Below are 25,605 nucleotides of genomic sequence, written 5' to 3'. Positions count from 1 at the left end.
ACTATTTCCTTTGGTTAAAACCATACCGCTAAACTTGTTGTAACAAAGAAATTTCCTTTTCTGAAATCATCATTTTTCGCAAAAATAGCATCCTTGGCAGTAAATCCTCTTGCTTCAGTACGAAAAACAACATTTTTAAACACAGCATAATCCACATTCAGCGAATACCCGAAAGTTTGAAAACCATTAGGAGTTCCTGTGCTGATAATGACTCCATTTTTATCATTATAATATTCCAGTCTTCCGGCCAGTGCCCATTTACTATCAACCTGATATTTCATTTGTACATTCGGGCTGTACCATATATTATACTGCTCACTTCCTTTGGTCTTTTGCTCTGCTCCGATATCAAATCCTAGCAAAGCTGAAAACTGATCCGTCAATTGGACACTTCCATACAAATCATGGAAATAACGCATTCTTTTCTCATCTTTAGCTTTATCATTTCCAATAAATGAACTGCTATTCAAAGTTACTTTATCATTTGGTTTGTAGGTCACCTGATGCCCAAAAGAAATATTCTGATTTCCTTTCACTTTTGCAATACGCTGCCAGCCATTCAGGACCAATCCACTTAAAAACCATTTTCCATTATCTGAAGTATATGAAATTTTAGCTCCAGTTTCAAAATAAGGTGAATTCTCAGCGGCAAAACTTCTGGTCAGATTAATATTATCTCTTCCTATCGCACTTTCCCAACCAATATGAGAGGGCATAATTCCCGCATCAATCCATAGGTCTTTATTTTTGGATATTTTGATTCCTACATTCGCTTCATTAATATATCGTAAAGCATTCTGTTCAGCAGCCATATTGTCTTGTGCGTAAGTTCCGCCCATTAATGCCAGATTGGCTCGAACATTTTCGCTCTGATAATTAGCTTTTATCAATCCCAGATTAAGGTTTAGCTCATTATGCCTGTTGTATGAATATAAAAAATTCTGACGGAGATGATCTCCCGGTTCATTAAAATCGTAAGTATAGAAGAGTTCTGCATATGCAGAAAATGTCACTTTATTTCCTGTTTTTAATGAATCTGATGATTGTGCTTTGGAAAAAAATGTTCCCAATACTGCACCTATAAATAGATATTTTTTCACGTTAACTTTAGGGGATGTTAACCACATCAAGATTAAAACCCTGACATGGTTAATGGTTAGTTATTTTAACTGGTCCAAAGCAATATTAAGCTTTAAGACATTCACTTTTGAGGGTCCGAAAAGTCCTAAAAAGGGCTTTTCAGTTTGATTTTTAATTAAATTGTTGATCTGCTCAACGGAAAGACTTCTCATGTGGGCAATCCTTTTAGCCTGATACAATGCTCCTTCTTCTGAAATATCAGGATCTAACCCACTTCCACTTGCTGTAACAAGCTCAACAGGAACATGAGTACTTCCCATTTCCGGGTTTTGCAATTTCAGGGTATCTATTCTTTTCTGTACAGTTTCCAGATAATCTTCATTACTGGGACCTTTATTGCTTCCTCCACTTCCTGCAGCATTATAGTTTACTGAGGACGGACGGCCATGGAAATATTTTTCAGATTTAAATTCCTGCCCGATATTGGCATAGAATTTCTGTCCTTTATAATTAATAATCTCTGCATTTCCCTGAGTAGGCAATACTTTTGATCCTCCATATACAATGATCAGATAAATTCCTACAACTGCCAGCATTACCAAAGTGAGTCTGAATGCTGAAACGATATGATTTTTCATTTTTTAAATTTTAATAGAATAAACTAATCAGTACATCAATAATTTTGATTCCAATGAAAGGAACGATAACACCGCCTAACCCATAGATCAAAAGATTTCTTCTCAATAATGCACTGGCTCCAATTGGCTTATACGCCACTCCTTTCAATGCTAATGGAATCAGGAAAGGAATAATCACTGCATTGAAAATAACCGCTGATAAAATGGCTGTTTCCGGACTGTGAAGATTCATAATATTAAGCTTCTGAAGCGATGGGATAAACGTGATAAACAGTGCTGGAATAATAGCAAAATACTTAGCAACATCATTCGCAATGCTGAAAGTGGTTAAGGTTCCACGGGTCATCAGTAACTGTTTTCCAATCTCAACGATTTCGATCAGTTTGGTAGGGTCATTATCAAGATCTACCATGTTTCCCGCTTCCTTCGCGGCCTGGGTTCCACTGTTCATCGCTACGCCCACATCAGCCTGGGCCAAAGCCGGAGCATCATTCGTTCCATCTCCCATCATCGCAACCAGTTTTCCTTCCTGCTGTTCCTTTTTAATATAGTTCATCTTATCTTCCGGTTTGGCTTCGGCAATAAAATCATCTACTCCTGCTTTTTCTGCGATAAATTTTGCGGTTAAAGGGTTGTCTCCGGTGACCATTACCGTTTTTACCCCCATTTTTCTCAATCTCTGGAAACGTTCCTGGATGCCAGTTTTAATAATATCCTGCAGTTCAATCACTCCCCATACTTTTTCATTGACAGCCACTACCAAAGGAGTTCCTCCATTTTCAGAGATTTTGGTTACCGCATCCTGGGTTTCCTGTGGGAAAAGATTCCCGGCTTTTTCAGTCAGTTTTTTAATTGTGTCATAAGCTCCTTTTCTGATTCTTGTTTCCTCAAAATCAATCCCTGAAGTTCTCGTTTCAGCAGTAAAATCAATGTATGTTGGATTAGGAACCAGCAGGTCTTCTGATTTCAGCTGGCTAAGTTCTATAATCGATTTACCCTCAGGTGTTTCATCTGCGACCGAACTCAGAGCAGAGGCTTTAATAAAATCTTCAATCTTAATTCCGTTGGCCGGATGAAATTGAGTCGCTTTACGGTTTCCAATAGTAATGGTACCTGTTTTATCAAGTAGTAAAACATCAATATCACCCGCTGTTTCTACTGCTTTCCCACTTTTTGTAATAACATTCGCTCTTAAAGCTCTATCCATTCCTGCAATTCCGATGGCAGAAAGAAGGCCTCCAATAGTTGTCGGAATAAGGCATACGAAAAGTGAAATAAATGCTGCAATGGTAATCGGAGTCTGCGCATAGTCTGCAAAAGGCTTTAAAGTCAGGGTAACAATAATAAAAGTAAGAGTAAATCCTGCTAACAATATGGTTAATGCGATTTCGTTTGGTGTTTTCTGTCTTGAAGCTCCTTCTACAAGAGCAATCATTTTATCCAAAAAGGATTCTCCCGGTTTGGTAGTTACTTTTACTTTAATTCTGTCTGAAAGTACTTTTGTACCTCCAGTCACCGAACTCTTATCTCCACCTGCCTCTCGAATAACCGGGGCACTTTCTCCGGTGATGGCAGACTCATCAATGGTAGCGAGACCTTCAATGATTTCTCCATCCATCGGGATCTGATCTCCAGCTTCACAAAGAAAAATATCGCCTAGCTTCATTTCAGCCGACATTTTTAAGGCTGTTTCCACCTGAAAGCCTGGCTTATTTTCAAGAACCAGCTTAGCAGGAGTTTCTTCACGGGTTTTTCTCAGGGTATCAGCCTGTGCTTTTCCTCTGGCTTCAGCAATCGCTTCAGCAAAATTGGCAAATAATACCGTAAAAAACAGGATGATGAAGACCAGGAAATTATAAGAAAAACTTCCCTGGGTTTTATCACCAGTCAGGCTGAACATGCTTACTATAAACATGACCACTGTTCCGATCTCCACCAGGAACATAACTGGATTTTTAAACATAATTTTCGGATTCAGTTTCACGAAAGACTGTTTAATCGCTTCGTTTACCAAATCTTTTTGAAACAATGTTTGTGATTGATTTTTCATTTTTTTGAAAGAGTTTATATCATTATAAATCAATAATAACCATCAAGGTAAACCCAATTATAGAGAGTAGAAATGGATAATATTATGAGTGAACGTTTCGGTAAGTTTTAGACTAGTTCTCTAAACTATTCGGCTTCCTTAATGGTTGACTATTGATTTTAATTTTTAATGTTCACAATTTATTTAGAGAAATACTGTATCTGTTCTGCAATAGGTCCCAGAGTTAATGCAGGGAAGAATGACAAAGCAGCAATAAGTAAGATAACCGCCAGGGTCATAAAACCAAATGTTGCTGTATCTGTCTTCAATGTTCCTGAACTTTCCGGAATGAATTTTTTCTGAGCCAGTAAACCTGCAATGGCTACCGGTCCTATGATTGGGATAAATCTTGATAACAGCAATACAATTCCGGTTGAAATATTCCACCATGGAGTATTATCCCCCAACCCTTCAAATCCAGATCCGTTGTTGGCCGAAGAAGAAGTAAATTCATACAGCATTTCACTGAATCCATGGAATCCCGGATTATTTAATGTTTTGGCTCCAAATTCCGGTAAGTAAGCTGTTAAAGCTGTCCCCACCAAAATTAAAAATGGATGGAACAAAGCAACAATCATCGCAATCTTCATTTCCTTGGCCTCAATCTTTTTCCCCATAAACTCAGGAGTTCTTCCTACCATCAAACCACTGATAAATACTGCGAGAATAATGAAGATAAAGTAGTTTAGAATCCCTACACCACAACCACCGTAAAAGCAGTTAATCATCATGGCAAGAAGTTCATTCATCCCTGAAAGAGGCATCGTACTGTCGTGCATAGAGTTTACAGAGCCGGTAGAAATCACTGTTGTGGCAATACTCCAATATCCTGATGCCGCACTTCCGAAACGGATTTCCTTTCCTTCCATCGCTCCAAGGCTACTCTCTGCTCCCATTTTTGTAATCAAAGGATTACCACCAGTTTCATTAACGATATTCGGAACAGCAAGTGCAAGAAAACCAACGGTCATTACGGTAAAAATTACCCATGATAGCTTTCTTTTCTTTAAATAAAAACCTAACGCAAAGACCAATGCAAAAGGAATAATCATCTGAGTGATCATTTCCGTCATATTTGTTATATAGTTAGGGTTTTCAAGAGGGTGCGCAGAATTGGCTCCGAAGAATCCCCCACCATTGGTTCCCAAATGTTTAATGGCAACAAAAGCAGCCACAGGACCTCTGGAGACCTCTATTTTTTGTCCTTCCAATGTTGTAATATGATCTTTTCCTTCGAAAGTCATTGGACTTCCGTTGATAGAAAGAATTAAAGCGACCACTACGCTGATCGGAATTAAAATCCGAATCATTGACTTAGTAAAATAATCATAGAAATTACCAAGTTCTGTGGCTGTTTTTTCTTTGAAGGCTTTAAAAAGAACAGCCATAGCAGCCATTCCTGTTGCAGCCGTTACAAACTGTAAAAACATCAGGTAAAGCTGGCTCAGATAGCTTACTCCCGTTTCTCCCGAATAATGCTGTAAATTACAGTTCACTAAAAATGAAATGGTTGTATTAAAAGCCAGATCAGGTGACATATTCGGGTTCCCATCTGGATTCAAAGGTAACCAGGCCTGAGTCATCAGGAGAATAAAGCCTATTACAAACCAAACCAGGTTAATCGCCAGCATCGCATACATATTCTGCTTCCAGTTCATCTGGCGATTGGCATTGATCCCTGATATTTTATAAATTAACTTTTCAATCGGCTGAAAAACCGGATCAAGAAAAGTTTTTTTGTATCCATAGACATTAGCTATATATTTACCTAAAAATATTCCGATAACTAATGTGATAGCAAACATGGCTATGATGCCTAAAATTTCTGTATTCATGATCTCTAAAATTTTTCAGGTTTCATTAAAACATAACAGATATACACAAAGGCAAGTACTGAAAGGAAAAATAAACTCCACATAATTTATATTCTATCAAAAAATTCAACTGATTTATATAAAAGCCAAAACAATACTGCAAAGAGCAGAATTAAACTTATCAGCATCATATCTTTATTATTAAGGTTAAAAGAGTAAACAATACGTACGATACAATCAGCAGACTAAAAGTGGAATGCTCCCGTTTTTTAAACGTTTTTTTTGAAATTGTCATTTTTAAATATTTTATTCAATGACTATATGCCAAAAGAAAGTCCAATTCTTTAAAAAAGAGCTCAAACAATTGATAAACAGATCATTAAATCAAAATAAAAACCTATATAAAAACAAAAAAGCCTATCAAAATGATAGGCTCTTTATTAAAATGATAAATAACTTATTTTAGTCCGTATTCGTCGAGTTTGCGATATAGTGTAGCAATTCCTATTTCAAGGAGCCTGGCCGCTTCTGCCTTATTCCCTTTCGTATATTGTAATACTTTTTGGATATGGATTTTTTCCAATGATCTCATACTTAAAGAATCACTTTCAGGAACAGTCTTTTCAGAGTAATGGGGAAGACTTTCCGCATCCAGAATATTATCATTCATCAGGATTAGACTACGTTCTACAGCATTTCTTAATTCTCTGATATTCCCTTTCCAATCATTTTTCTCAAGAGCTTTATAATAATCCGGCAAAACCTGAATGGATGGCAGATGTAGTTTATTTGAAAATAAATCAATAAAATTCTTAGTCAGTATTTTCAGATCCTCTTTTCTTTCTCTTAAAGCTGGGAGTGTAATTTCAAAAACATTCAGTCTGAAATAGAGATCTTCCCTGAAATTTCCCTGTATTATTTCATTTTCCAGGTTTCTATTGGTAGCCGCAATGAGTCTGAAATCAGATTTGGAAACCTTAGTTTCCCCCATTTTGATAAACTCTCCGGTTTCCAAAACCCTAAGCAATTTTGCCTGAAGCTCTATGGGCATCTCTCCAATTTCATCCAAAAATAATGTTCCGCCATTGGCTTCCTCAATTAATCCTTTCTTATCTCTTATTGCCCCGGTAAAAGCTCCTTGTTTGTGCCCAAAAAGCTCACTTTCAAGAATTTCTTTACTGAAGGCTGAACAATTAATTGCTACAAAGCTATTTTTCTTTCTTTCACTTCCTTCATGAATGGCATTGGCGAAAACTTCTTTTCCGGTTCCTGTTTCACCAGTTAAAAGTACTGCGGCATCCGTTAATGCTACTTTTTCGGCTAGCTTCTTAGCATACAGAATCAATGGAGAATTACCAATAATTTGCCCAAAGCCTTTTAATAATGAGGATGGCTGAACCATTCTGGTTTTATTATCTTTTACCTTTTCCAATGCTTTATATACCAAAGGAATAATTTTCTCATTATCATCCCCTTTTACCAGGTAATCATAAGCACCATTTTTCATAGCCTGTACAGCATCAGTAATATTTCCGAATGCAGTCATCAGAATAATTTCCAGGTGCGGATATTTTGTTTTAATAGACTTTATAAGGTCTACTCCAAACGCATCAGGCAACCGGACATCGCTTAGCACAACATCAAAATCATACTGTTCCAACATTGTCATAGCCGAGCGGGCTGTTGAAGCTTCTTTTACGTTAAAATTCTCTTGGGAAAGGATCATTCCTAATAATTTAAGGAGCTTGATCTCATCATCGATGATCAGAATGTTTCCTGACATTATAATTCTTTTTGGAAAACTAATACAAACTTATTGAAATTATTCGAGTAAAGTCCTTTTATTGCGGAAATTAATTTCATCCAATTCTTTATTTTCAGGAGCTTTATCCTGTTATCCACTCATACTCCTCGCGCCAATGTCTTTCCCTTATCCTGAACCTCGCCGAAGGGCCAACCCAAGCTGCGGGGGTAACCGTTCCTATCAGGGCTAGGAAAAAGGTATGAATAATCAGTAATGGGTAATGGGTAATGAGCAATAAGTAATCTATAATGAAGACGAGTGTACTTGTATGATTCTTTATCTTGTCTATATTCTTCGCTATTTGTCATCCCGTAGGCATCTAGCCAGCGTTATTCACAATTATACCTACTCAAGCTACCATTGAAAATAAGAAGTTCTTTTTTCCTTTCAACCATTTAGATCCTTACAGGATGACAATAGACGATGAAAAAAAGAATTATAATGATATCCAATAGTTGAGTACAATCTAACTCTAAGTGCTATTTATATTTGATACAGCCAATATTCAATAGAAGTGGGCTTTAGTCCGCTTAATAGTAAATAAGAATTCCAGTGGCTTTAGCCAAAACTTAGAGATTAGATCTTACTTATTACCTATTACTGATTAGTGATTGTATTGTGGTTGTATTGTTCTTAGTGTGGTGTGGTGTGTTTTGGATTTGTTTTGTGTTGTGGGATTTGAGTATATAACAAAAAAAAGTCTCATACATTACTGTATGAGACTTTTAAAAATAAAATAAAAACTGGCGGCGGCCTACTCTCCCGCGTTAGCAGTACCATCGGCGCTGGTGGGCTTAACTTCTGTGTTCGGAATGGGAACAGGTGAGCCCCACCGCTAAAACCACCCTAAAGGCTTTATATAAGATATCAGAGGATAGATTTCAGATCTCAGACTTAAAGTCTGTTATCTGATGTCTTATATCTGACATCTGTTTTAATCGATAAAAACTTTCACAAAGAGCTAACCTTGCTGCACTTTCGTGCGCCATATCAGGCTATAAATCTACGGGTAATTAGTACTACTCGGCTATGACATTACTGTCTTTACACCTATAGCCTATCAACGTGGTCATCTCCCACGACCCTTAAAAGATGTCTCATCTTGAGGCGAGTTTCGCACTTATATGCTTTCAGTGCTTATCTCTTCCAAACGTAGCTACTCAGCAGTGCACCTGGCGGTACAACTGATACACCAGAGGTTTGTTCAATTCGGTCCTCTCGTACTAGAATCAAGCCCTCTCAAACATCTAACGCCCGCAATAGATAGAGACCGAACTGTCTCACGACGTTCTGAACCCAGCTCGCGTGCCACTTTAATGGGCGAACAGCCCAACCCTTGGGACCTTCTCCAGCCCCAGGATGTGACGAGCCGACATCGAGGTGCCGAACCTCCCCGTCGATGTGAGCTCTTGGGGGAGACTAGCCTGTTATCCCCGGAGTACCTTTTATCCTATGAGCGATGGCCCTTCCATACGGAACCACCGGATCACTATGTCCTGCTTTCGCACCTGATCGACTTGTTGGTCTCACAGTCAAGCACCCTTATGCCATTACACTCTACGCACGGTTACCAAGCGTGCTGAGGGTACCTTTGAAAGCCTCCGTTACTCTTTTGGAGGCGACCACCCCAGTCAAACTACCCACCACGCAATGTCCTTCTAAAAGAAGTTAGGCTCCAAGTAAGTAAAGGGTGGTATTTCAACGTCGGCTCCACAGACACTAGCGTGCCCACTTCATAGCCTCCCACCTATCCTACACATTACTTACTCAAAGTCAATACGAAGTTATAGTAAAGGTTCACAGGGTCTTTTCGTCCCATTGCGGGTAATCGGCATCTTCACCGATACTACAATTTCACAGAGCTCATGGTTGAGACAGTGCCCAGATCGTTACACCATTCGTGCAGGTCGGAACTTACCCGACAAGGAATTTCGCTACCTTAGGACCGTTATAGTTACGGCCGCCGTTTACTGGGGCTTCAGTCAATGCCTTCGGTTTAACCCTAAGCACCTTCCTTAACCTTCCAGCACCGGGCAGGTGTCAGACCCTATACTGCATCTTTCGATTTTGCAGAGTCCTGTGTTTTTGATAAACAGTCGCCTGGGCCTCTTTACTGCGGCCACCATTGCTGATGGCGTCTCTTCTCCCGAAGTTACGAGACTATTTTGCCTAGTTCCTTAACCATGATTCACTCTAGCACCTTAGGATTCTCTCCTCGACTACCTGTGTCGGTTTTGGTACGGGTTGCTTCACTTCGGCTTTTCTTGGAAGCACTTTCCCTACAGCAGCTTCGCCCGAAGGCTAGGCCTTGACTATTCCGTCAGTCTCCAGTAAGTACGGCACTCCGTCCCCTTTTTAGTGTGAGCAAGTATGGGAATATTAACCCATTGTCCATCCACTTCCCCGTTCGGGTTCGCGTTAGGTCCCGACTAACCCTCAGCTGATTAGCATGGCTGAGGAAACCTTAGTCTTTCGGTGAGCGGGTTTCTCGCCCGCTTTATCGTTACTTATGCCTACATTTTCTTTTCTATCCGCTCCACAATACCTCACAGTACTGCTTCGGCGCAAATAGAATGCTCTCCTACCAGATGTATCTAAAATACAAATCCATAGCTTCGGTAATATGTTTATGCCCGATTATTATCCATGCCGGACCGCTCGACTAGTGAGCTGTTACGCACTCTTTAAATGAATGGCTGCTTCCAAGCCAACATCCTAGCTGTCAATGCAGTCCAACCGCGTTGCTTCAACTTAACATATATTTTGGGACCTTAGCTGTTGGTCTGGGTTCTTTCCCTCTCGGACATGGACCTTAGCACCCATGCCCTCACTGCCGTAGAACATTTATTAGCATTCGGAGTTTGTCAGGAATTGGTAGGCGATGAAACCCCCGCATCCAATCAGTAGCTCTACCTCTAATAAACTTATATACGACGCTGCACCTAAATGCATTTCGGAGAGTACGAGCTATCTCCCAGTTTGATTGGCCTTTCACCCCTACCCACAGGTCATCCGAAGACTTTTCAACGTCAACCGGTTCGGTCCTCCACTCTGTGTTACCAGAGCTTCAACCTGCCCATGGGTAGATCACAAGGTTTCGCGTCTAATCCTACTAACTATCCGCCCTATTCAGACTCGCTTTCGCTCCGGCTCCGGACCTGAAGTCCTTAACCTCGCTAGTAAAATTAACTCGTAGGCTCATTATGCAAAAGGCACGCCGTCACAGCTTAATGCTGCTCCGACCGCTTGTAGGCGTACGGTTTCAGGTTCTATTTCACCCTTCTATTCGAAGTGCTTTTCACCTTTCCTTCACAGTACTTGTTCACTATCGGTCTTTCAGGAGTATTTAGCCTTGGAGGATGGTCCCCCCATATTCAGACAGGATTTCACGTGTCCCGCCCTACTCATTTATCACTTAAATATGCCTTTCATATACGGGGCTATCACCCTCTACGGCCGTTCTTTCCAGAACATTCTATTAAACATAAATTAGCTTTTGGGCTAATCCGCTTTCGCTCGCCACTACTTACGGAATCTCTTCGATTTCTTTTCCTCCGGGTACTTAGATGTTTCAGTTCTCCGGGTTTGCTCTCTAAATAAATTTAGAGTGACTGGTCTTCAACCAGACGGGTTGCCCCATTCGGACATCTGCGGATCAATTCGTGTGTGCCAATCCCCGCAGCTTTTCGCAGCTTACCACGTCCTTCTTCGCCTCTGAAAGCCTAGGCATCCGCCATACGCCCTTAACGATTTCTTTCCTAATATTAAATTAGTTCAGTATTTTTTGATAAATTAAATTTATCGATATTTTTATAAACTCGGCACTCGAAAGTGCTCGGTTATCTCTTTGTGATGTCTTTACCGTTAATGTCAATGATCTTAAATTCTTCTTGTCCAACTGATGAACGAATATTGTTTTTGGCTCTATCCGTAACTTTTAAATCAGTCTTCCAAAACTGTGGAGAATAAGGGAGTCGAACCCTTGACCTCCTGCGTGCAAGGCAGGCGCTCTAGCCAGCTGAGCTAATTCCCCCTCTAGTAGACTTCAGATTTTAGATCTCAGATTACAGACTTTATTGTCTGAGATCTGATGTCTTATATCTTCCCGTCTTATAATTAGTAGTCTCGGGCAGGCTCGAACTGCCGACCTCTACATTATCAGTGTAGCGCTCTAACCAGCTGAGCTACGAGACTGTCTGTTAGACTAACAGATTTCAGATAACAGATATCAGATTTAACTGACCATCCTATCTTCATCCTTGTCTCTCTCAATCCCTTTACTAATTTCTAGTGGGTTTTGTATTTTTTAATATAATCAACCAAACAAAAAACTAAAGCTTTACTTTGAATAAGTACTTGTATCCGAAGATACTAATTTTGTTTATCGTCTAAAAGACGCTCTAAAATGAGATGTTCCAGCCGCACCTTCCGGTACGGCTACCTTGTTACGACTTAGCCCTAGTTACCTGTTTTACCCTAGGCAGCTCCTGTTACGGTCACCGACTTCAGGTACCCCAGACTTCCATGGCTTGACGGGCGGTGTGTACAAGGCCCGGGAACGTATTCACCGCGCCATGGCTGATGCGCGATTACTAGCGATTCCAGCTTCATAGAGTCGAGTTGCAGACTCCAATCCGAACTGAGACCAGCTTTCGAGATTTGCATCACATCGCTGTGTAGCTGCCCTCTGTACTGGCCATTGTATTACGTGTGTGGCCCAAGGCGTAAGGGCCGTGATGATTTGACGTCATCCCCACCTTCCTCTCTACTTGCGTAGGCAGTCTCACTAGAGTCCCCAACTTAATGATGGCAACTAGTGACAGGGGTTGCGCTCGTTGCAGGACTTAACCTAACACCTCACGGCACGAGCTGACGACAACCATGCAGCACCTTGAAAAATGTCCGAAGAAAAGTCTATTTCTAAACCTGTCATTTCCCATTTAAGCCTTGGTAAGGTTCCTCGCGTATCATCGAATTAAACCACATAATCCACCGCTTGTGCGGGCCCCCGTCAATTCCTTTGAGTTTCATTCTTGCGAACGTACTCCCCAGGTGGCTAACTTATCACTTTCGCTTAGTCTCTGAATCCGAAAACCCAAAAACGAGTTAGCATCGTTTACGGCGTGGACTACCAGGGTATCTAATCCTGTTCGCTCCCCACGCTTTCGTCCATCAGCGTCAGTTGTTGCTTAGTAACCTGCCTTCGCAATTGGTGTTCTAAGTAATATCTATGCATTTCACCGCTACACTACTTATTCCAGCTACTTCAACAACACTCAAGACATGCAGTATCAATGGCAGTTTCACAGTTAAGCTGTGAGATTTCACCACTGACTTACACATCCGCCTACGGACCCTTTAAACCCAATAAATCCGGATAACGCTTGCACCCTCCGTATTACCGCGGCTGCTGGCACGGAGTTAGCCGGTGCTTATTCGTATAGTACCTTCAGCTAGATACACGTATCTAGGTTTATCCCTATACAAAAGAAGTTTACAACCCATAGGGCCGTCGTCCTTCACGCGGGATGGCTGGATCAGGCTCTCACCCATTGTCCAATATTCCTCACTGCTGCCTCCCGTAGGAGTCTGGTCCGTGTCTCAGTACCAGTGTGGGGGATCACCCTCTCAGGCCCCCTAAAGATCGCAGACTTGGTGAGCCGTTACCTCACCAACTATCTAATCTTGCGCGTGCCCATCTCTATCCACCGGAGTTTTCAATATCGAATGATGCCATTCAACATATTATGGGGTATTAATCTTCCTTTCGAAAGGCTATCCCCCAGATAAAGGCAGGTTGCACACGTGTTCCGCACCCGTACGCCGCTCTCAAGATCCCGAAAGATCTCTACCGCTCGGCTTGCATGTGTTAGGCCTCCCGCTAGCGTTCATCCTGAGCCAGGATCAAACTCTCCATTGTATGTTTGTCTGACTCACTCAAAGTTTTTTAACGCTTTAGTTTTTCCTTACTTGGTTGTTATATTGTATGTCAATGATCTTTATATCTTTCGCTTTTTAACGAAGCAATCTCTCTGTCAGTGTCGCTCCGTATTTGCGAGTGCAAAAGTAAAACTTTATTTTCATCTGACCAAATGTTTCGAAAGAAAATTTTAAAGTTTTTTAAGTAACCTTAATCTCTTTCCTAACCCTCAATCTCTCTACTCCTGCGCTCCCTTAATTGGGACTGCAAAGATACAAACTTTATTTTAACTCGCAACTTTTAAATCCTAAAAATTAAAAGTTTTTTTTTCGCCTGTCTCTCGTAGAATATAATGTTTATGCTTATCTAAAAGCTCCTCTGCGCTTACCGAATCCCTTTCGTTTTTCAGTGGGGCAAAGATAGAAACTTCATCCATTACCCGCAAGTTTATTTAACATAAAATTCATATTCGGGTAATATTTTTCTCTTAAAGCACTGGTACTATGAGAGAAAAATTTTAAACATTTGTTTGGGGATTGGAGGGAAAGAGTTCGAGGGTATGAGAGTTGGGGAAAAATGGGGGTGTTTCTATATGATATATCATCTATATAATGATGAGTAATGAGTAATGAGTAATGAGTAATGAGTAATGAGTAATGAGTAATGGAAGGTATACATTATATATAACACATGGGGGAAGTTTTCAGAATTATTTTGAAATAGGTTTGGGCTAAAGCCAATGGCTGGGCGTTTATTTTATTTGAGTGGGCTAAAGCCCACTCCTATTGATGGGCTTTTGTACGTTGGAAATTATAGATAGAGGTTTATTTTAATAATGCGATGTTGAGATCCTTAAGGATGACAAAAATGGTGCGGAGGCAAATAGAGAAATAAAGAGACTGAAGGATATGATGATTATTCTCTAAGATTGTTTTATGAAAAAACGCAGTGTTTTTTTATTTCCCACAGATGACACGGATTTTCACAGATGATAGTGCTGGTTGTATTATGAGTAGGTTTCTTGTATATCTAATTGAAATAATCATTCGATCTTCTTAAAGCAATGGGGAGCTTTTGTGGGAACTCTTACCGGAATAGAAGATTACACGTCACCAATGACAAAGACTTCAGGAGATATGGATGTATACTTATATATAAGAAGACAGGTTTTTATAAAAACACATTCTAGTTATTAATCATGTGAAAACTTACCTATGCAATAAAACCTATCATCTATTACTTATTACTCGTTATTTATAATGTATGTCTACTACCCTAGCCCCGATAGTAACGGTTACCCCGCAACAGGGTTTGGAGAGGTCGAGGGTTTGAGCGTTGGTGGGTAAAGGCGTGAGGAGTAAGAGTGGATAGCGGGAAATAGCTCCTGAAAAGGTTTAAGGAAATGAAAAGAGCTTATACTATATTATATAATTATATAGATCTTTTTTGTCTGATTCATCTGCTCAACTATAATAATAGATGCAATAGTCATAAAAGCGGAATCTATTTTTTTCTGATTGCTTACATTTGTACTACATTCTTACTATATTAAGGATGAAATGAATTCATATATGACAGACAGAAGATATAAAGAAACGGTTCATACAGATACAAACCACTACGAATATACTACAGTAACCCACGATAAAAATAAAGTAAGAATCTATACCTTGAAGAACGGGCTGAAGGTTTTCCTTGCCCAAAACTTTGATGCACCAAGGATACAAACTTTTATTCCGGTACGAACAGGCAGTAATAATGATCCGGCAGATAACACCGGACTGGCTCATTATCTTGAGCACATGATGTTTAAAGGAACATCTAAGATAGGAACTCAAAACTGGGGAAAAGAAAAGGAACTTATAGATCAAATTTCGGAACTTTATGAGGAACACAAAACTGAGCAGGATCCTGAAAAGAAAAAAGATATTTACAAAAAGATAGACGAAGTTTCTCAGGAAGCAAGCCAGTATGCTATTGCCAATGAATATGACAAGGCTATTTCTTCGTTAGGAGCTACGGGAACGAATGCTCATACCTGGTTTGATGAAACGGTCTATAAAAACAATATTCCGAATAATGAACTGGAAAAATGGTTAAAAATAGAAAAGGAAAGATTTTCTGAGATTGTTCTCCGCCTCTTCCATACAGAACTGGAATCTGTTTATGAGGAATTCAACAGGGCTCAGGATAATGATACGAGATTGGTTAACTATGAACTGATGTCGGCTCTATTTCCGACCCACCCTAACGGACAGCAAACTACACTGGGCAAACCTGAACATTTGAAAAATCCTTCTATGAAGGCTATTCATAAGTATTTTGATGAATACTATGTTCCTAATAATTATGCTATGGTATTGGTTGGGGATTTTGATTTCGAAGAGACGATTCAGTTGGTAGACCAATATTTTGGGACTATTCCTTATAGAGAGCTTCCGAAAAAGACCCCGATTATTGAACAACCCATTACAGAAGTTGTTGAAAGAACGGTGAAAAGTCCTACTACTCCAAGGGTTCAGCTGGCCTGGAGAACGGATAGTTATGGAACCAGAAATGCGATGCTTGCTGATATTGTTGTGAATATTCTGAGTAACAGAGGGGAAGCCGGCTTATTGGATCTTCATATCAATCAGACTCAGAAAATGCTTTGGGCACAGGCATTTTCCGTGGGATTAAAACAATACGGTTATTTTTCTATTGTTGCTGTTCCGAAAGAAACCCAAACGTTGCAAGAAGCAACGAATATGGTTCTGGAGGAAATTGAACTTATCAAGAAGGGAGATTTTCCGGACTGGATGCTTCCTGCGATCATCAATGATTTCAAGCTTCAGAGAATGAAAGGACTTGAAACGGCAGAAGGCTTAGCTACTACTCTATATGATATTTATATAAAGGGGATAAGCTGGGAGCAGGAGTTGAATGAAATGGATGAGTATGAAAGCTTCACTAAGGAAGACATTATCAGTTTTGCCAATGATTTCTTTAAAAACAATTATGTTGTTATTAATAAGGAAAAAGGAGTTAATGATAAGTTACTTAGAGTGGACAACCCAGGGATTACCCCTGTTAAGATTAATCGTGATGCACAATCTGAGTTTTTAAAGGAGATCTTAGCTGATAAAACAGAAGATATTAAACCTGAATTCGTTGATTATCAAAAGGAAATCGCAACTGACGAAATCAAAGGGAAGAAATTAAGTTTTGTAAAGAATAAGTACAACGATATTGCCCAGGTTCATTTTATTTTTCCTTTTGGAAGTGATCATGATCGTGAACTTGGAATTTCCACTCAACTTCTTCAGTATTTAGGGACAGATGAGTTTTCTCCTGAGGATTTGAAAAAGGAGTTTTTCAAAATTGGAATCAGCAATGATTTTAAAACAAGCAATAATCAATTATTAATCTCTCTGAGCGGATTGGAGGAAAATATTGAAAAAGGAATTTCACTTCTTCAGCAATGGATGTATCGTGTACAGCCGGATCAAGAGATCTACAATCAATTTGTAGGAACCGTGCTGGAAAACCGTCAGGCTGTAAAGAAAGATAAAAACCGTATCATGACAGCGCTTACTACTTATACCAAATTAGGAAGTACTTCTCGTTTTACAGACATCATTTCTAAGGAGGAGCTTGAAAGCACTAAGGCTGAAGTATTTACTGACCGAATGAAGCAATTGTTCAAATATCCTTACCAGATTTTCTTTTATGGAAAAGACTTTGAAGCATTCAAAGGATATATTGGTGAATATACAGAAACTGAAAGCCTTCAGATTCCTGAACCCAGACAATATCCTGAACCTGCTACCGGAGGAAATGTATACTTTATCGACTATGATATGGTTCAGATGGAAATGAGTAAAGTGGGTAAGGGAAATATGGTTAATCCTGCTTATTTTGGAAAGATGAATGTTTTCAATGAATATTTTGGTCGGGGATTATCTTCCATTGTTTTCCAGGAGATTCGTGAGAGTAAAAGTTTAGCCTATTCCGCCTATGTTTCTTATTCAGCCAATGCAGAATTAAATCATCCGGATTATGTTACCACTTATATCGGGACACAACCGGATAAATTGATGATTGCTGTTGATACAATGGATGAGCTGATGAATGAACTTCCTGAGGTTACCATCCAGTTTGAAAATGCCAAAAATGCGGCTTTAAAACAGATCGCTTCTACCAGAGTTACCAGAGGCAATATCTTCTTCAACACTTTAAGATTGAAGAAGCTGGGGATTGATCATGATTTCAGAAAAGATATCTTTAATCAGATTCAGGTATTGAAATTTGAGGATATCAGAGAGTTTTATCAATCGGAAATTCAATCCGTAGATTTTAATACAGCGATTATCGGTAAAAAGGAAAACCTAAATATGGAAGCTGTAAGTAAAATGGGAACCTTTACAGAAGTAAGTCTGAAAGACATTTTCGGACATTAAAAATAAAAGAACCGCTCAATATCTTTATTGAGCGGCTTTTTTATGTTATTAGCTCATCATCACCTATGTCATCATACAATCTCCATCTCCATCCTGTAAGTGGGGATTAAAATTCTCTGGAAGGCTCTTTAGTAATTCTTTACGGAAAAGGTAATCTCGTTTGAAATCCTTTTCATAGATTCTGGATAATGATTTAGACTCCTTTATTTTCTCATTAAGTGTTTCATTGTAAACGGTCATCATTTTTATCTTATTTTGAATGATAAAAATGTTTAAAAACTGAATAAACTTATGGATACTTGAATTTCCGTTTGAAAAAATATAAGGAATTCTAAGATGACCATCCCGTAAAAGCAATAATGATACGGTTTCCAGATTACCTTGTTTGTCATATACCTTAACCCAAACATATTTAAAAACCTCAGCATAGCTGGAAAAGAAATAGTTATCATCTCTTTTTCTGCCTTCCAAAATCCATGGATTTTTCGTAAAATAGTTTATTTCATCTACCGTTCGCTGACCATGATATGAGGAGGCAAAGTTTTTGATTTCTGTATCCATCTGATTCAATACTTCAAATCTGAACTTTGGCTTCCCTGTTCCTATATTTTTTATTCCAATCAGAGTATTTGCTATAGTATCTGAAAGATGCAAAAGAGGCCTGAAATTCTTTACCCATATTTTTTTTTCTGAGAGAACCGTTGCTGAATCTAGTCTGAAATAATATCGCTTCCCGTTTTTAGGAAAAAAACTCTCAATGCTTCCTATATGATGAAAGAAAACCTCTGCTTCTTTTGTAAATTCTGCCATGATAACATGATTATTATACTCATCCAAAGCTTTTTGCAGAAGTGCTTTTGCTACTTTCTTCCCTCTGAACTCATTGCTTACATACAATGTACTTAACCAGGCAAACCTGATGGCTTTTCTTTCAATTTCAAAAAAATCCGGGAGACACCCCATATATCCAGCTAATCTTCCTTCATAAAAGGCAAGAATAAGGAGTGTCTGCTCTTTAGTTGCTTTTGGATTATGGATATGTGACATCGCACGATGTTCCGTAATGGGAAGAAAATCATACTGCCTGAATTCACCGGATGATACAAAATCTTCAAGTTCTTTTTTATTGAATGTCTTCAGCTGTATCATCTTCTCACAATAGTATTTTTATTCATCAGCTTTTTCAACTTAAAATAAGCGATTTCTTTTTTCAGGATTCTTTCTGCACTTTCACCTGTTTCCATTGGAATTCTCTGGTAATTCCTTTTTACACTGTCTAGTTTAATTCCTGCTGCCCCAAAACTACAATACATTTCTTTGTTTTTAAAAAGCGCCTCAAAGAAATCATTTTTCACTCCGAAATCAGTAAAAGGAAAGGCAAAACTCTCATACAGGAAATCATTTTGTTTTAAATACACAAAGGTTTTATCTATTGATTCTATCTGTTGCTCCAGAGATAAATTTCCGAATTTCGGATGATCCCAGCTATGAGATGATATTCCAAAGCCTCTATTAGTAAGATTTTTTAATTCTTCCGTGTTCAGGTAAGGCTTGTGTTCTTTTAAATAGGACTTAAAATCAACTTCTAACTTTTCAGCAAGCGAATCCAGAATGGCTTTTTCCTGATAAGTAATTTTTAGAATCTCGTTTTTCAATGTTTCTTTTTCAGCTTTGCTACCGAGAGAAAGAATGTTGCTTATCTCAGAATGTATAGTCTTCTTTTTTTCTAAAGCTTCTATCAACAGACTAGCTTTACACCTGAACATGATTTCTCTATTGTCAATGAAAGCCGGGTTTATAAAATTGCAGGCGTAAATTCCTTTACGCTCTAATATAGGAGCAACTATGTCATAAAATTCTCTGAGACCATCATCAAAGGTAAGTAAAGCGAACTTTTTTTGAGGTTTGAAATTTCCTGAAGTGAAATCTTTGAATTCTTGCCAGTTTACCCATTGAAAATGTTTTGAAAGGCAGTCAATATCTGCTTCAAACTGTCTAGTATTCTTGTATTGGATCACATGTCTGATATGGGGAATCTTTTCATCGGAAACACAATGATAAACAGGTAAACAGTAATTCAACGGAAAAGACTTTCCGAAATGATCTGTTTCAAAAGCAGTAAATAGATTAATGATCTGATCTTTCATCCTAAAAATAAAAAGAATCTATTCGAAATAAATTCAAATAGATTCTTTAAAGGTATAACTTTTTAAAATTATTTTATTACTTTCATTTCATCAACAAGCCATTTAGCATCTGCGAATTTATCAACGATGAAAAGAATATATTTTGTATCTACCATGATGTTTCTGCTGAAACGTGGGTCGAAGTTAATATCACTCATAGTTCCCTCCCACTGTCTGTCGAAGTTAAGACCTATCAGATTTCCATTGGCATCAAGAGTTGGACTTCCTGAATTCCCCCCTGTTGTATGGTTGGTTGCTGTAAATCCTACAGGAACATCACCAGTTTTATCTTTATAGATTCCGAAGTCTTTCTTGTTGTAGAGCTCAATCAATTTCTTAGGAACGTCAAATTCATAATCTCCAGGAATATATTTCTCCATTACTCCGGCAAGATGAGTCTGGTACCCGTAAGAAACTGCATCTCTTGGAGCGGAACCTTTAACCTTACCATAAGTTACACGAAGGGTAGAGTTAGCATCCGGGAAGAATTTTCTATCTTTATCCGTTTCCATTTGCTGAGCCATAAACTTCTTCTGTAAAGCATCAATTTTGGTCTGAATTGAAGAATATTGTGGATCTGCTGCTTTCATATAGGTCTCTTTCATAGAAACATAAAGCTGATAGATAGGATCTTTCTTCAGTGTTTTAATTAGTTTATCCTGATTAGAGAATGCCTTATCGATGTCTGTAGTGAGCGTTGCTCCATTTACAGCTGTTCTCCCTGTAATGATAGAGTTTTTTGACATATCTTCAACCAGAGGAATGTTTGCATTTTCATCCTTATACTTGTTGAATCCTGCCGGTAAAAATTGTGGAGCTGTTTTATTGGTATATAAAGCCAATAGTTTTGCTGTTACTTTAGCATCAAGCTCTGCGCTATAGTCTTTATAGAAAGAAGTTAATTTTGTTTTTAGCTTCGTAAGCTCCTTCTCATCCATTCTGCCAGCTTCTACAGTACCTACAAAGTCATAATAATCTCCTGCCAGCTTCAAAGTCTCAGCATTTCTTACCACTTCTGTGTAATAAGCATTGTTTAACGCATAAGGAGCCTGTTCATTGTAAAGTTTGTTCAGTTGATCTAACGTTGTCTTAACTTCAGGGTTTTTAGAGACTAAAGCACCCTCATACATTACTTTTTTCTCAACTGCATTGGATTTTTTCAATCCTTCTACTTCACCGATCCATTTTTTCCAGTAATTGGCTACAGATGCATATTTGGAAGCATATTTAATACGTGTTTCGTTATCTGCACGCATTTTTTCGTCCAATGTTTTTAGAGCTACATCACGTACAGCAATTCTTGCAGGATCAATTTCATTCATGATTTTTTCTACTGCTACTGCCGGAAGATATTCTGTAGTTCTCCCTGGGAATCCGAAAACAAATGTGAAATCATTTTCATTCTTATCCTTGATGGAAACCGGTAAATAATGTTTCGGAACGTAAGGTACGTTATCTTTTGAATACTCTGCAGGCTTGTTGTCTTTGTCTGCATAGATTCTGAACATTGAGAAATCTCCGGTATGTCTAGGCCAAACCCAGTTGTCTGTATCACTTCCGAATTTCCCGATGCTTTGAGGTGGTGCCCCAACAAGACGGATATCTTTATAGGTTTCGATTGTATAAGCATAGTACTTGTTTCCATAGTACATTGGCTTTATCATAATCGATTGGTACGATTCAATTTTCTGAGAGTTTTTATAAACTTCAATATTGTTATTGATCTTTTTGGTAAGCTCAGGTTCTGTAAGATGATCTGTTCCTTCCAAAATCTGGAAGCTCACATCTTTTATATCTACAATAAAATCTACTTTTACTCCCGGGTTAGGAAGCTCGCCATTCATATTTTTAGCCCAGAAACCATTTGAAAGAAGGTCATTCTGAACCGTAGAATGTGCCTGAATCTGACCAAACCCACAGTGGTGGTTAGTCAGTAACAATCCCTTAGGAGAAATAATCTCCGCGGTACATCCGCCGTTAAACTGTACTACAGCATCCTTTATGCTAGGTTTCTGAGGATTGAAAATATCTTTTGCAGAGATTTTCATTCCTAAATCCTTCATTTCCTTTTCATTCAGTTCTGTAGGAATCCACATTCCACCATATTGTTGTGCAAATGCCATTGCAGCCGGCAAAAGAAATACGGATAAAAGTATCTTTTTTGTCATAATCAAAATTTTGCCCGAATTTACGAAGAAAAATAAGAATAGGACCCATAAAACACGGGTAAAATATCAACTGTCAATTTTGCTTCGCAAGTGAAGAGGGAATTCTTGTTGAATATAAAGAATGGACAAGTGAATTGACTATTGACATCTCTCCTTCTTTATCATTCTCTCTGGCTCATTCTCTTGGCTCAATTTTTGTTTCAAGTTTGTCAGTTTAAAAAACATACTTAAATTAATTATTATGATGAAAAACAAAACACTTATCTTTGGAATTGGAGCGGCCTTATTCCTTGCTTCATGCTCTAAAAAAGAAACGGTAGATGCTAAAACATCAGCTACAGATTCTGCTCAAGCAACAGCTACAGACAGTACAGTTCACCCTGTAACAAGTGCACTGGGAGATACTTCAGAGAATTCTTTGGATTGGAGTGGTACTTACGAAGCCGTGGTTCCATGTGCTGACTGTCCGGGAATCAAGACTTCATTAACCCTTAACAATAATAATACTTTCAGTATTACAGAAGAATATCTGGAAAGAAAATCAAAGAATGAAGACAAAGGTTCTTTCACATGGGATGCTGCAGGAAGCATTATTACCTTAAAAGGTAAAACAGCAAACTATAAATATAAAGTTGGTGAAAATATGCTTTTCCAGCTTGATATGGATGGAAAAGAAATTGATGGGCCTAACAAGGATCTGTATGTATTCAAGAAAAAATAAAAATAAAGGCTTCGGCCTTTATTTTTTTGCTTTATTCTAAAACTGATAGGCTATGATCTTTGAATCAACAACCAAGTCTATTATCAATCCCTCATGATGGGTACTCTTACCTGTCAGTCTCCAGGTTGCAGTGATATTACCTTGTGTATATTGTTGTTTGATTAATAAATACTTTAAATGGTGTTTTCTAAAAAGTTCTTCACAATGTTTTAAGTCAGCTGAATTTGTTACACCTATTCTATATTCCCTGATCTTGTTGTAATTATCTATAAAATTTTGCAGATAGGTTAATGCGCTCAGAATAATAAGCACTAAAGCTGTTCCCAGAAGGGAAAAATAAACATATCCTGATCCTACCGCCATTCCTATGGAAGCTGTTGCCCAAATGGTAGTTGCTGTTGTAATTCCTTCGATCTTATTTTCACCTTTAAAGATCACTCCAGCTCCCAAAAAACCAATTCCTGTAATGATATTAGCTGCCAGACGATCCGGATTGGCAACGCCTATTTTAATGGAAAGGATGGTAAATAAGCAGGCGCCAAAACAAACGAGAATAAAAGTACGCAAGCCAGCTGACTTATTACGATACTCCCGCTCCGCACCAATTAGCAATCCGAGGACTACGGAAATAAAGATCAGCAGCAATTCATTTTTAACCACATAATGGTCCTGTAAAAATTCCATTTTCAAGATTTAATGATAGAATAAATGTACAATAAAAAAGTTTTACGGAACTATTTTTGATACCCAGACTTTATGGAATACTACGTAAAAAACGGAATGTAACAGAAAACTTTTGTAATATTACACTTCGAATTGGAAAAATAAGTCTTGCTCTTAATTTTTCAACCTAAAAAATGAGTTTTACATGTTATACAAATCAATACCATGGAAAGCTCATTCTAAATGATTATATTAAATAATACAACAAACAATACATTATGGACAAAGAAATTTCTCACTTCTGGCTGGGGTATTTTAAAAATGAAGAAGAATTTTATGCTTTTGTAGAAGAGGATGAAAATTATTATCTGGAAGAGGAAAATGATGATCAGTATGTTTCAAAATTTGCAGAGTCTCAGAACATCAAATGGTTTGATGATGACTTTATAGAATACGGTTTTGAAGATGAAAGATTGGGGCTGGTTGAAAAGTTTTCAGAATATTCATATGCAGACCAGTGGCTTCCGATTCTAGAGCAAAAGCTTAATGATCTAAGTCTGGATACGCCTGTCAATGCAATCGTTTTTGCCAGCAGATTCGTGATCCCTAATCCTGTTTCAGTGGATGGAGAGGAAAACAAATTATATTACATCGGAGAGATTGAATTTGACGTTTAAATATGATTAAGATTTTAATATCATTCCGGTTATGAATAAGAAATTAATATGGATTAATCTGATAATAGCCCTGCTCCTTGTTGTGGCATATATCTTTAATTCTTATATCATCAACGATCCAATGATGTTTGATCTGCCTTATATCATTAAAGAATCAAGATTAGAATACCTGGCTGTAATATTTGCTTTTGCAGCCTTGTTTTCTTATCTGATAAGCAGTCTCAATTTTAAAAAATTAAATTTCAAGGCTAAATTTCTTCGGGTATTTCCTGTAACCAATGGTCTTGTTTTATTATTTTTCGCCTATCTCTCAGCAAGTGATTTTTTGAAAATACAAAAAGTAATCTCTCAAAGAGAATATGAATATCTCCAACAGGCTGAAAAGGGTATTAAAAATGACAAAGTAATCCTGGAATATGCTGGCGGTCTGTCTGTACTGACGCAAGACTCCCAAACGATTCATCACATAGATAGTATTCGAAAAAAGTATGGGATAACTTATAGGAATACGGGTTGTATAATTGATCCCATTGACAATAAAGCCCAAAATAAATACGCTGAAATAGTTACTCTTTATCTTGAAAAAAGGAATGGCAAAAACTGGCAGGATAATATGCAGAAGGAAATTGACCAGCTTAAGCAACCCCACGGAGAGTGAATGAAAAAGAATTATTTCTATAAAAAATGACTAAAATACGTTAACCCGTAAATAATTTTCAACTGTTCAAAATATTTTTGTACATCAAAAGATTATAAATATGTCATTAAATAAATGTCCTCAGTGTCAAAACCAAATTAACGATACTGCATTTTTTTGTCCTCAATGTGGTTATTCCATCAAAGATCATTCAAAAAAAACATCATCTTCACCCGCTTCCAATCCCCCTAAAAAGCAAAATAATGGATGTGCAGTCGCATTATTATTTATGGGTATTGCATTTATAATATTTCTAGTCAGTAAATGCTCCGGAACAAAAGATAATTCTGCTATAACGACTAATAGCGTACATAAAATTTCCAAAGAAGACAGTATTAAAAATCAAGCTAGAATTGATAGCATAAATCAGCTAGAAAAAATTGAAGAAGAAAAATTCTTAAAAACAAAGGCTGGGAAAATTTATAAAAAGCATCCGGAATGGTCAAAAGAAGACTGCATTAGTATTTCTGAAAATAAAATTTGGATTGGAATGCGTTATGAAATGCTTGTATATATGAGAGGGAAACCTAATAATGTAAATACTTCAAATTATGGAAATGGTCCTCATTATCAAGCATGTTGGCATGATTATGATGCGTCCTGTTTTTATTTTGATGAAAGTCAAATTATCACTTCATATAACTAAATAAACAAAGGTGAGTTATTATACTCACCTTTGTTCTTAATTTATTTATGATTGATATAAAAA

Annotated in this window: 14 protein-coding genes, 2 tRNA genes and 3 rRNA genes; 5 read left to right on the top strand and 14 right to left on the bottom strand. The window is 38.0% G+C overall.

Translation table 11 applies throughout. The features are described from left to right. Window positions 1–14: 14 nt before the first annotated feature. From EL260_RS06275 to EL260_RS06225, 10 genes are all read right to left on the bottom strand, one after another. Window positions 15–1,100: a porin gene (locus EL260_RS06275; RefSeq protein ID WP_228445342.1), complete on the bottom strand. Its 1,086-nt coding sequence runs from the start codon at window positions 1,098–1,100 to the stop codon at window positions 15–17. A 60-nt stretch (window positions 1,101–1,160) separates the two neighbouring features. Beyond that, window positions 1,161–1,718, bottom strand: a complete 558-nt coding sequence (gene kdpC / locus EL260_RS06270) for a K(+)-transporting ATPase subunit C (RefSeq protein ID WP_123859341.1) — start codon at window positions 1,716–1,718, stop codon at window positions 1,161–1,163. A 10-nt stretch (window positions 1,719–1,728) separates the two neighbouring features. Continuing rightward, the gene (gene kdpB / locus EL260_RS06265) at window positions 1,729–3,768 is read right to left on the bottom strand and encodes a potassium-transporting ATPase subunit KdpB (protein WP_123859340.1); all 2,040 of its coding nucleotides are present in this window, start codon (window positions 3,766–3,768) and stop codon (window positions 1,729–1,731) included. A gap of 179 nt (window positions 3,769–3,947) precedes the next feature. Further along, window positions 3,948–5,642: a potassium-transporting ATPase subunit KdpA gene (kdpA, locus tag EL260_RS06260; protein WP_123859339.1), complete on the bottom strand. Its 1,695-nt coding sequence runs from the start codon at window positions 5,640–5,642 to the stop codon at window positions 3,948–3,950. Window positions 5,643–6,078: 436 nt separating this feature from the next. Further along, window positions 6,079–7,404, bottom strand: a complete 1,326-nt coding sequence (locus EL260_RS06250) for a sigma-54-dependent transcriptional regulator (RefSeq protein WP_123859337.1) — start codon at window positions 7,402–7,404, stop codon at window positions 6,079–6,081. A 762-nt stretch (window positions 7,405–8,166) separates the two neighbouring features. Further along, a 5S ribosomal RNA gene (rrf, locus tag EL260_RS06245) occupies window positions 8,167–8,274 on the bottom strand. A 144-nt stretch (window positions 8,275–8,418) separates the two neighbouring features. Continuing rightward, window positions 8,419–11,182, bottom strand: a 23S ribosomal RNA gene (locus tag EL260_RS06240). Window positions 11,183–11,384: 202 nt separating this feature from the next. After that, window positions 11,385–11,458, bottom strand: a tRNA-Ala gene (locus EL260_RS06235). A gap of 87 nt (window positions 11,459–11,545) precedes the next feature. Then, window positions 11,546–11,619, bottom strand: a tRNA-Ile gene (locus EL260_RS06230). 209 nt (window positions 11,620–11,828) lie between these two features. Beyond that, window positions 11,829–13,345: ribosomal RNA gene (locus EL260_RS06225) — 16S ribosomal RNA — on the bottom strand. Together the 16S, 23S and 5S rRNA genes with 2 tRNA genes alongside form the textbook arrangement of a ribosomal RNA operon. A 1,571-nt stretch (window positions 13,346–14,916) precedes the next feature. On the opposite strand from EL260_RS06225, the gene EL260_RS06220 reads away from it, so the two are divergent. Continuing rightward, window positions 14,917–17,784, top strand: a complete 2,868-nt coding sequence (locus EL260_RS06220; RefSeq protein WP_123859335.1) for a M16 family metallopeptidase — start codon at window positions 14,917–14,919, stop codon at window positions 17,782–17,784. A gap of 63 nt (window positions 17,785–17,847) precedes the next feature. Here EL260_RS06220 and EL260_RS06215 read toward each other — a convergent pair whose 3' ends face one another. The 3 genes from EL260_RS06215 to EL260_RS06205 form a co-directional block, all read right to left on the bottom strand. After that, window positions 17,848–18,933, bottom strand: coding sequence for a GNAT family N-acetyltransferase (locus EL260_RS06215; RefSeq protein ID WP_123859333.1), 1,086 nt, complete (start codon window positions 18,931–18,933; stop codon window positions 17,848–17,850). Continuing rightward, window positions 18,930–19,931: a polysaccharide deacetylase family protein gene (locus EL260_RS06210; RefSeq protein WP_123859331.1), complete on the bottom strand. Its 1,002-nt coding sequence runs from the start codon at window positions 19,929–19,931 to the stop codon at window positions 18,930–18,932. The genes EL260_RS06215 and EL260_RS06210 overlap by 4 nt, the downstream gene beginning before the upstream one ends. Before the next feature lie 68 nt (window positions 19,932–19,999). After that, window positions 20,000–22,138 carry a S46 family peptidase gene (locus tag EL260_RS06205; protein WP_123859329.1) on the bottom strand — a complete coding sequence of 713 codons (2,139 nt, stop codon included), beginning with the start codon at window positions 22,136–22,138 and terminating at the stop codon, window positions 20,000–20,002. A gap of 241 nt (window positions 22,139–22,379) precedes the next feature. On the opposite strand from EL260_RS06205, the gene EL260_RS06200 reads away from it, so the two are divergent. After that, window positions 22,380–22,859, top strand: coding sequence for a copper resistance protein NlpE (locus tag EL260_RS06200; RefSeq protein ID WP_228445340.1), 480 nt, complete (start codon window positions 22,380–22,382; stop codon window positions 22,857–22,859). 36 nt (window positions 22,860–22,895) lie between these two features. Here EL260_RS06200 and EL260_RS06195 read toward each other — a convergent pair whose 3' ends face one another. Beyond that, window positions 22,896–23,543, bottom strand: coding sequence for an MgtC/SapB family protein (locus EL260_RS06195; RefSeq protein ID WP_123859327.1), 648 nt, complete (start codon window positions 23,541–23,543; stop codon window positions 22,896–22,898). A 257-nt stretch (window positions 23,544–23,800) separates the two neighbouring features. Here EL260_RS06195 and EL260_RS06190 point away from each other — a divergent pair, with 257 nt between their 5' ends. From EL260_RS06190 to EL260_RS06180, 3 genes are all read left to right on the top strand, one after another. Then, on the top strand, window positions 23,801–24,199 hold the full coding sequence (locus tag EL260_RS06190; protein ID WP_123859325.1) for an immunity 22 family protein: 399 nt from the start codon (window positions 23,801–23,803) through the stop codon (window positions 24,197–24,199). A gap of 31 nt (window positions 24,200–24,230) precedes the next feature. Beyond that, window positions 24,231–24,857 carry an FEKKY domain-containing protein gene (locus tag EL260_RS06185; protein ID WP_123859324.1) on the top strand — a complete coding sequence of 209 codons (627 nt, stop codon included), beginning with the start codon at window positions 24,231–24,233 and terminating at the stop codon, window positions 24,855–24,857. A 100-nt stretch (window positions 24,858–24,957) separates the two neighbouring features. Further along, window positions 24,958–25,542, top strand: coding sequence for a zinc-ribbon domain-containing protein (locus tag EL260_RS06180; protein WP_123859323.1), 585 nt, complete (start codon window positions 24,958–24,960; stop codon window positions 25,540–25,542). Window positions 25,543–25,605: the final 63 nt, after the last annotated feature.

Origin of the sequence: Chryseobacterium nakagawai (assembly GCF_900637665.1) — a bacterium.
GTDB lineage: Bacteria > Bacteroidota > Bacteroidia > Flavobacteriales > Weeksellaceae > Chryseobacterium > Chryseobacterium nakagawai.
The sequence above is the reverse complement of the archived record's forward strand: the minus strand, read 5'-3'. Positions and strand labels throughout refer to the sequence as shown.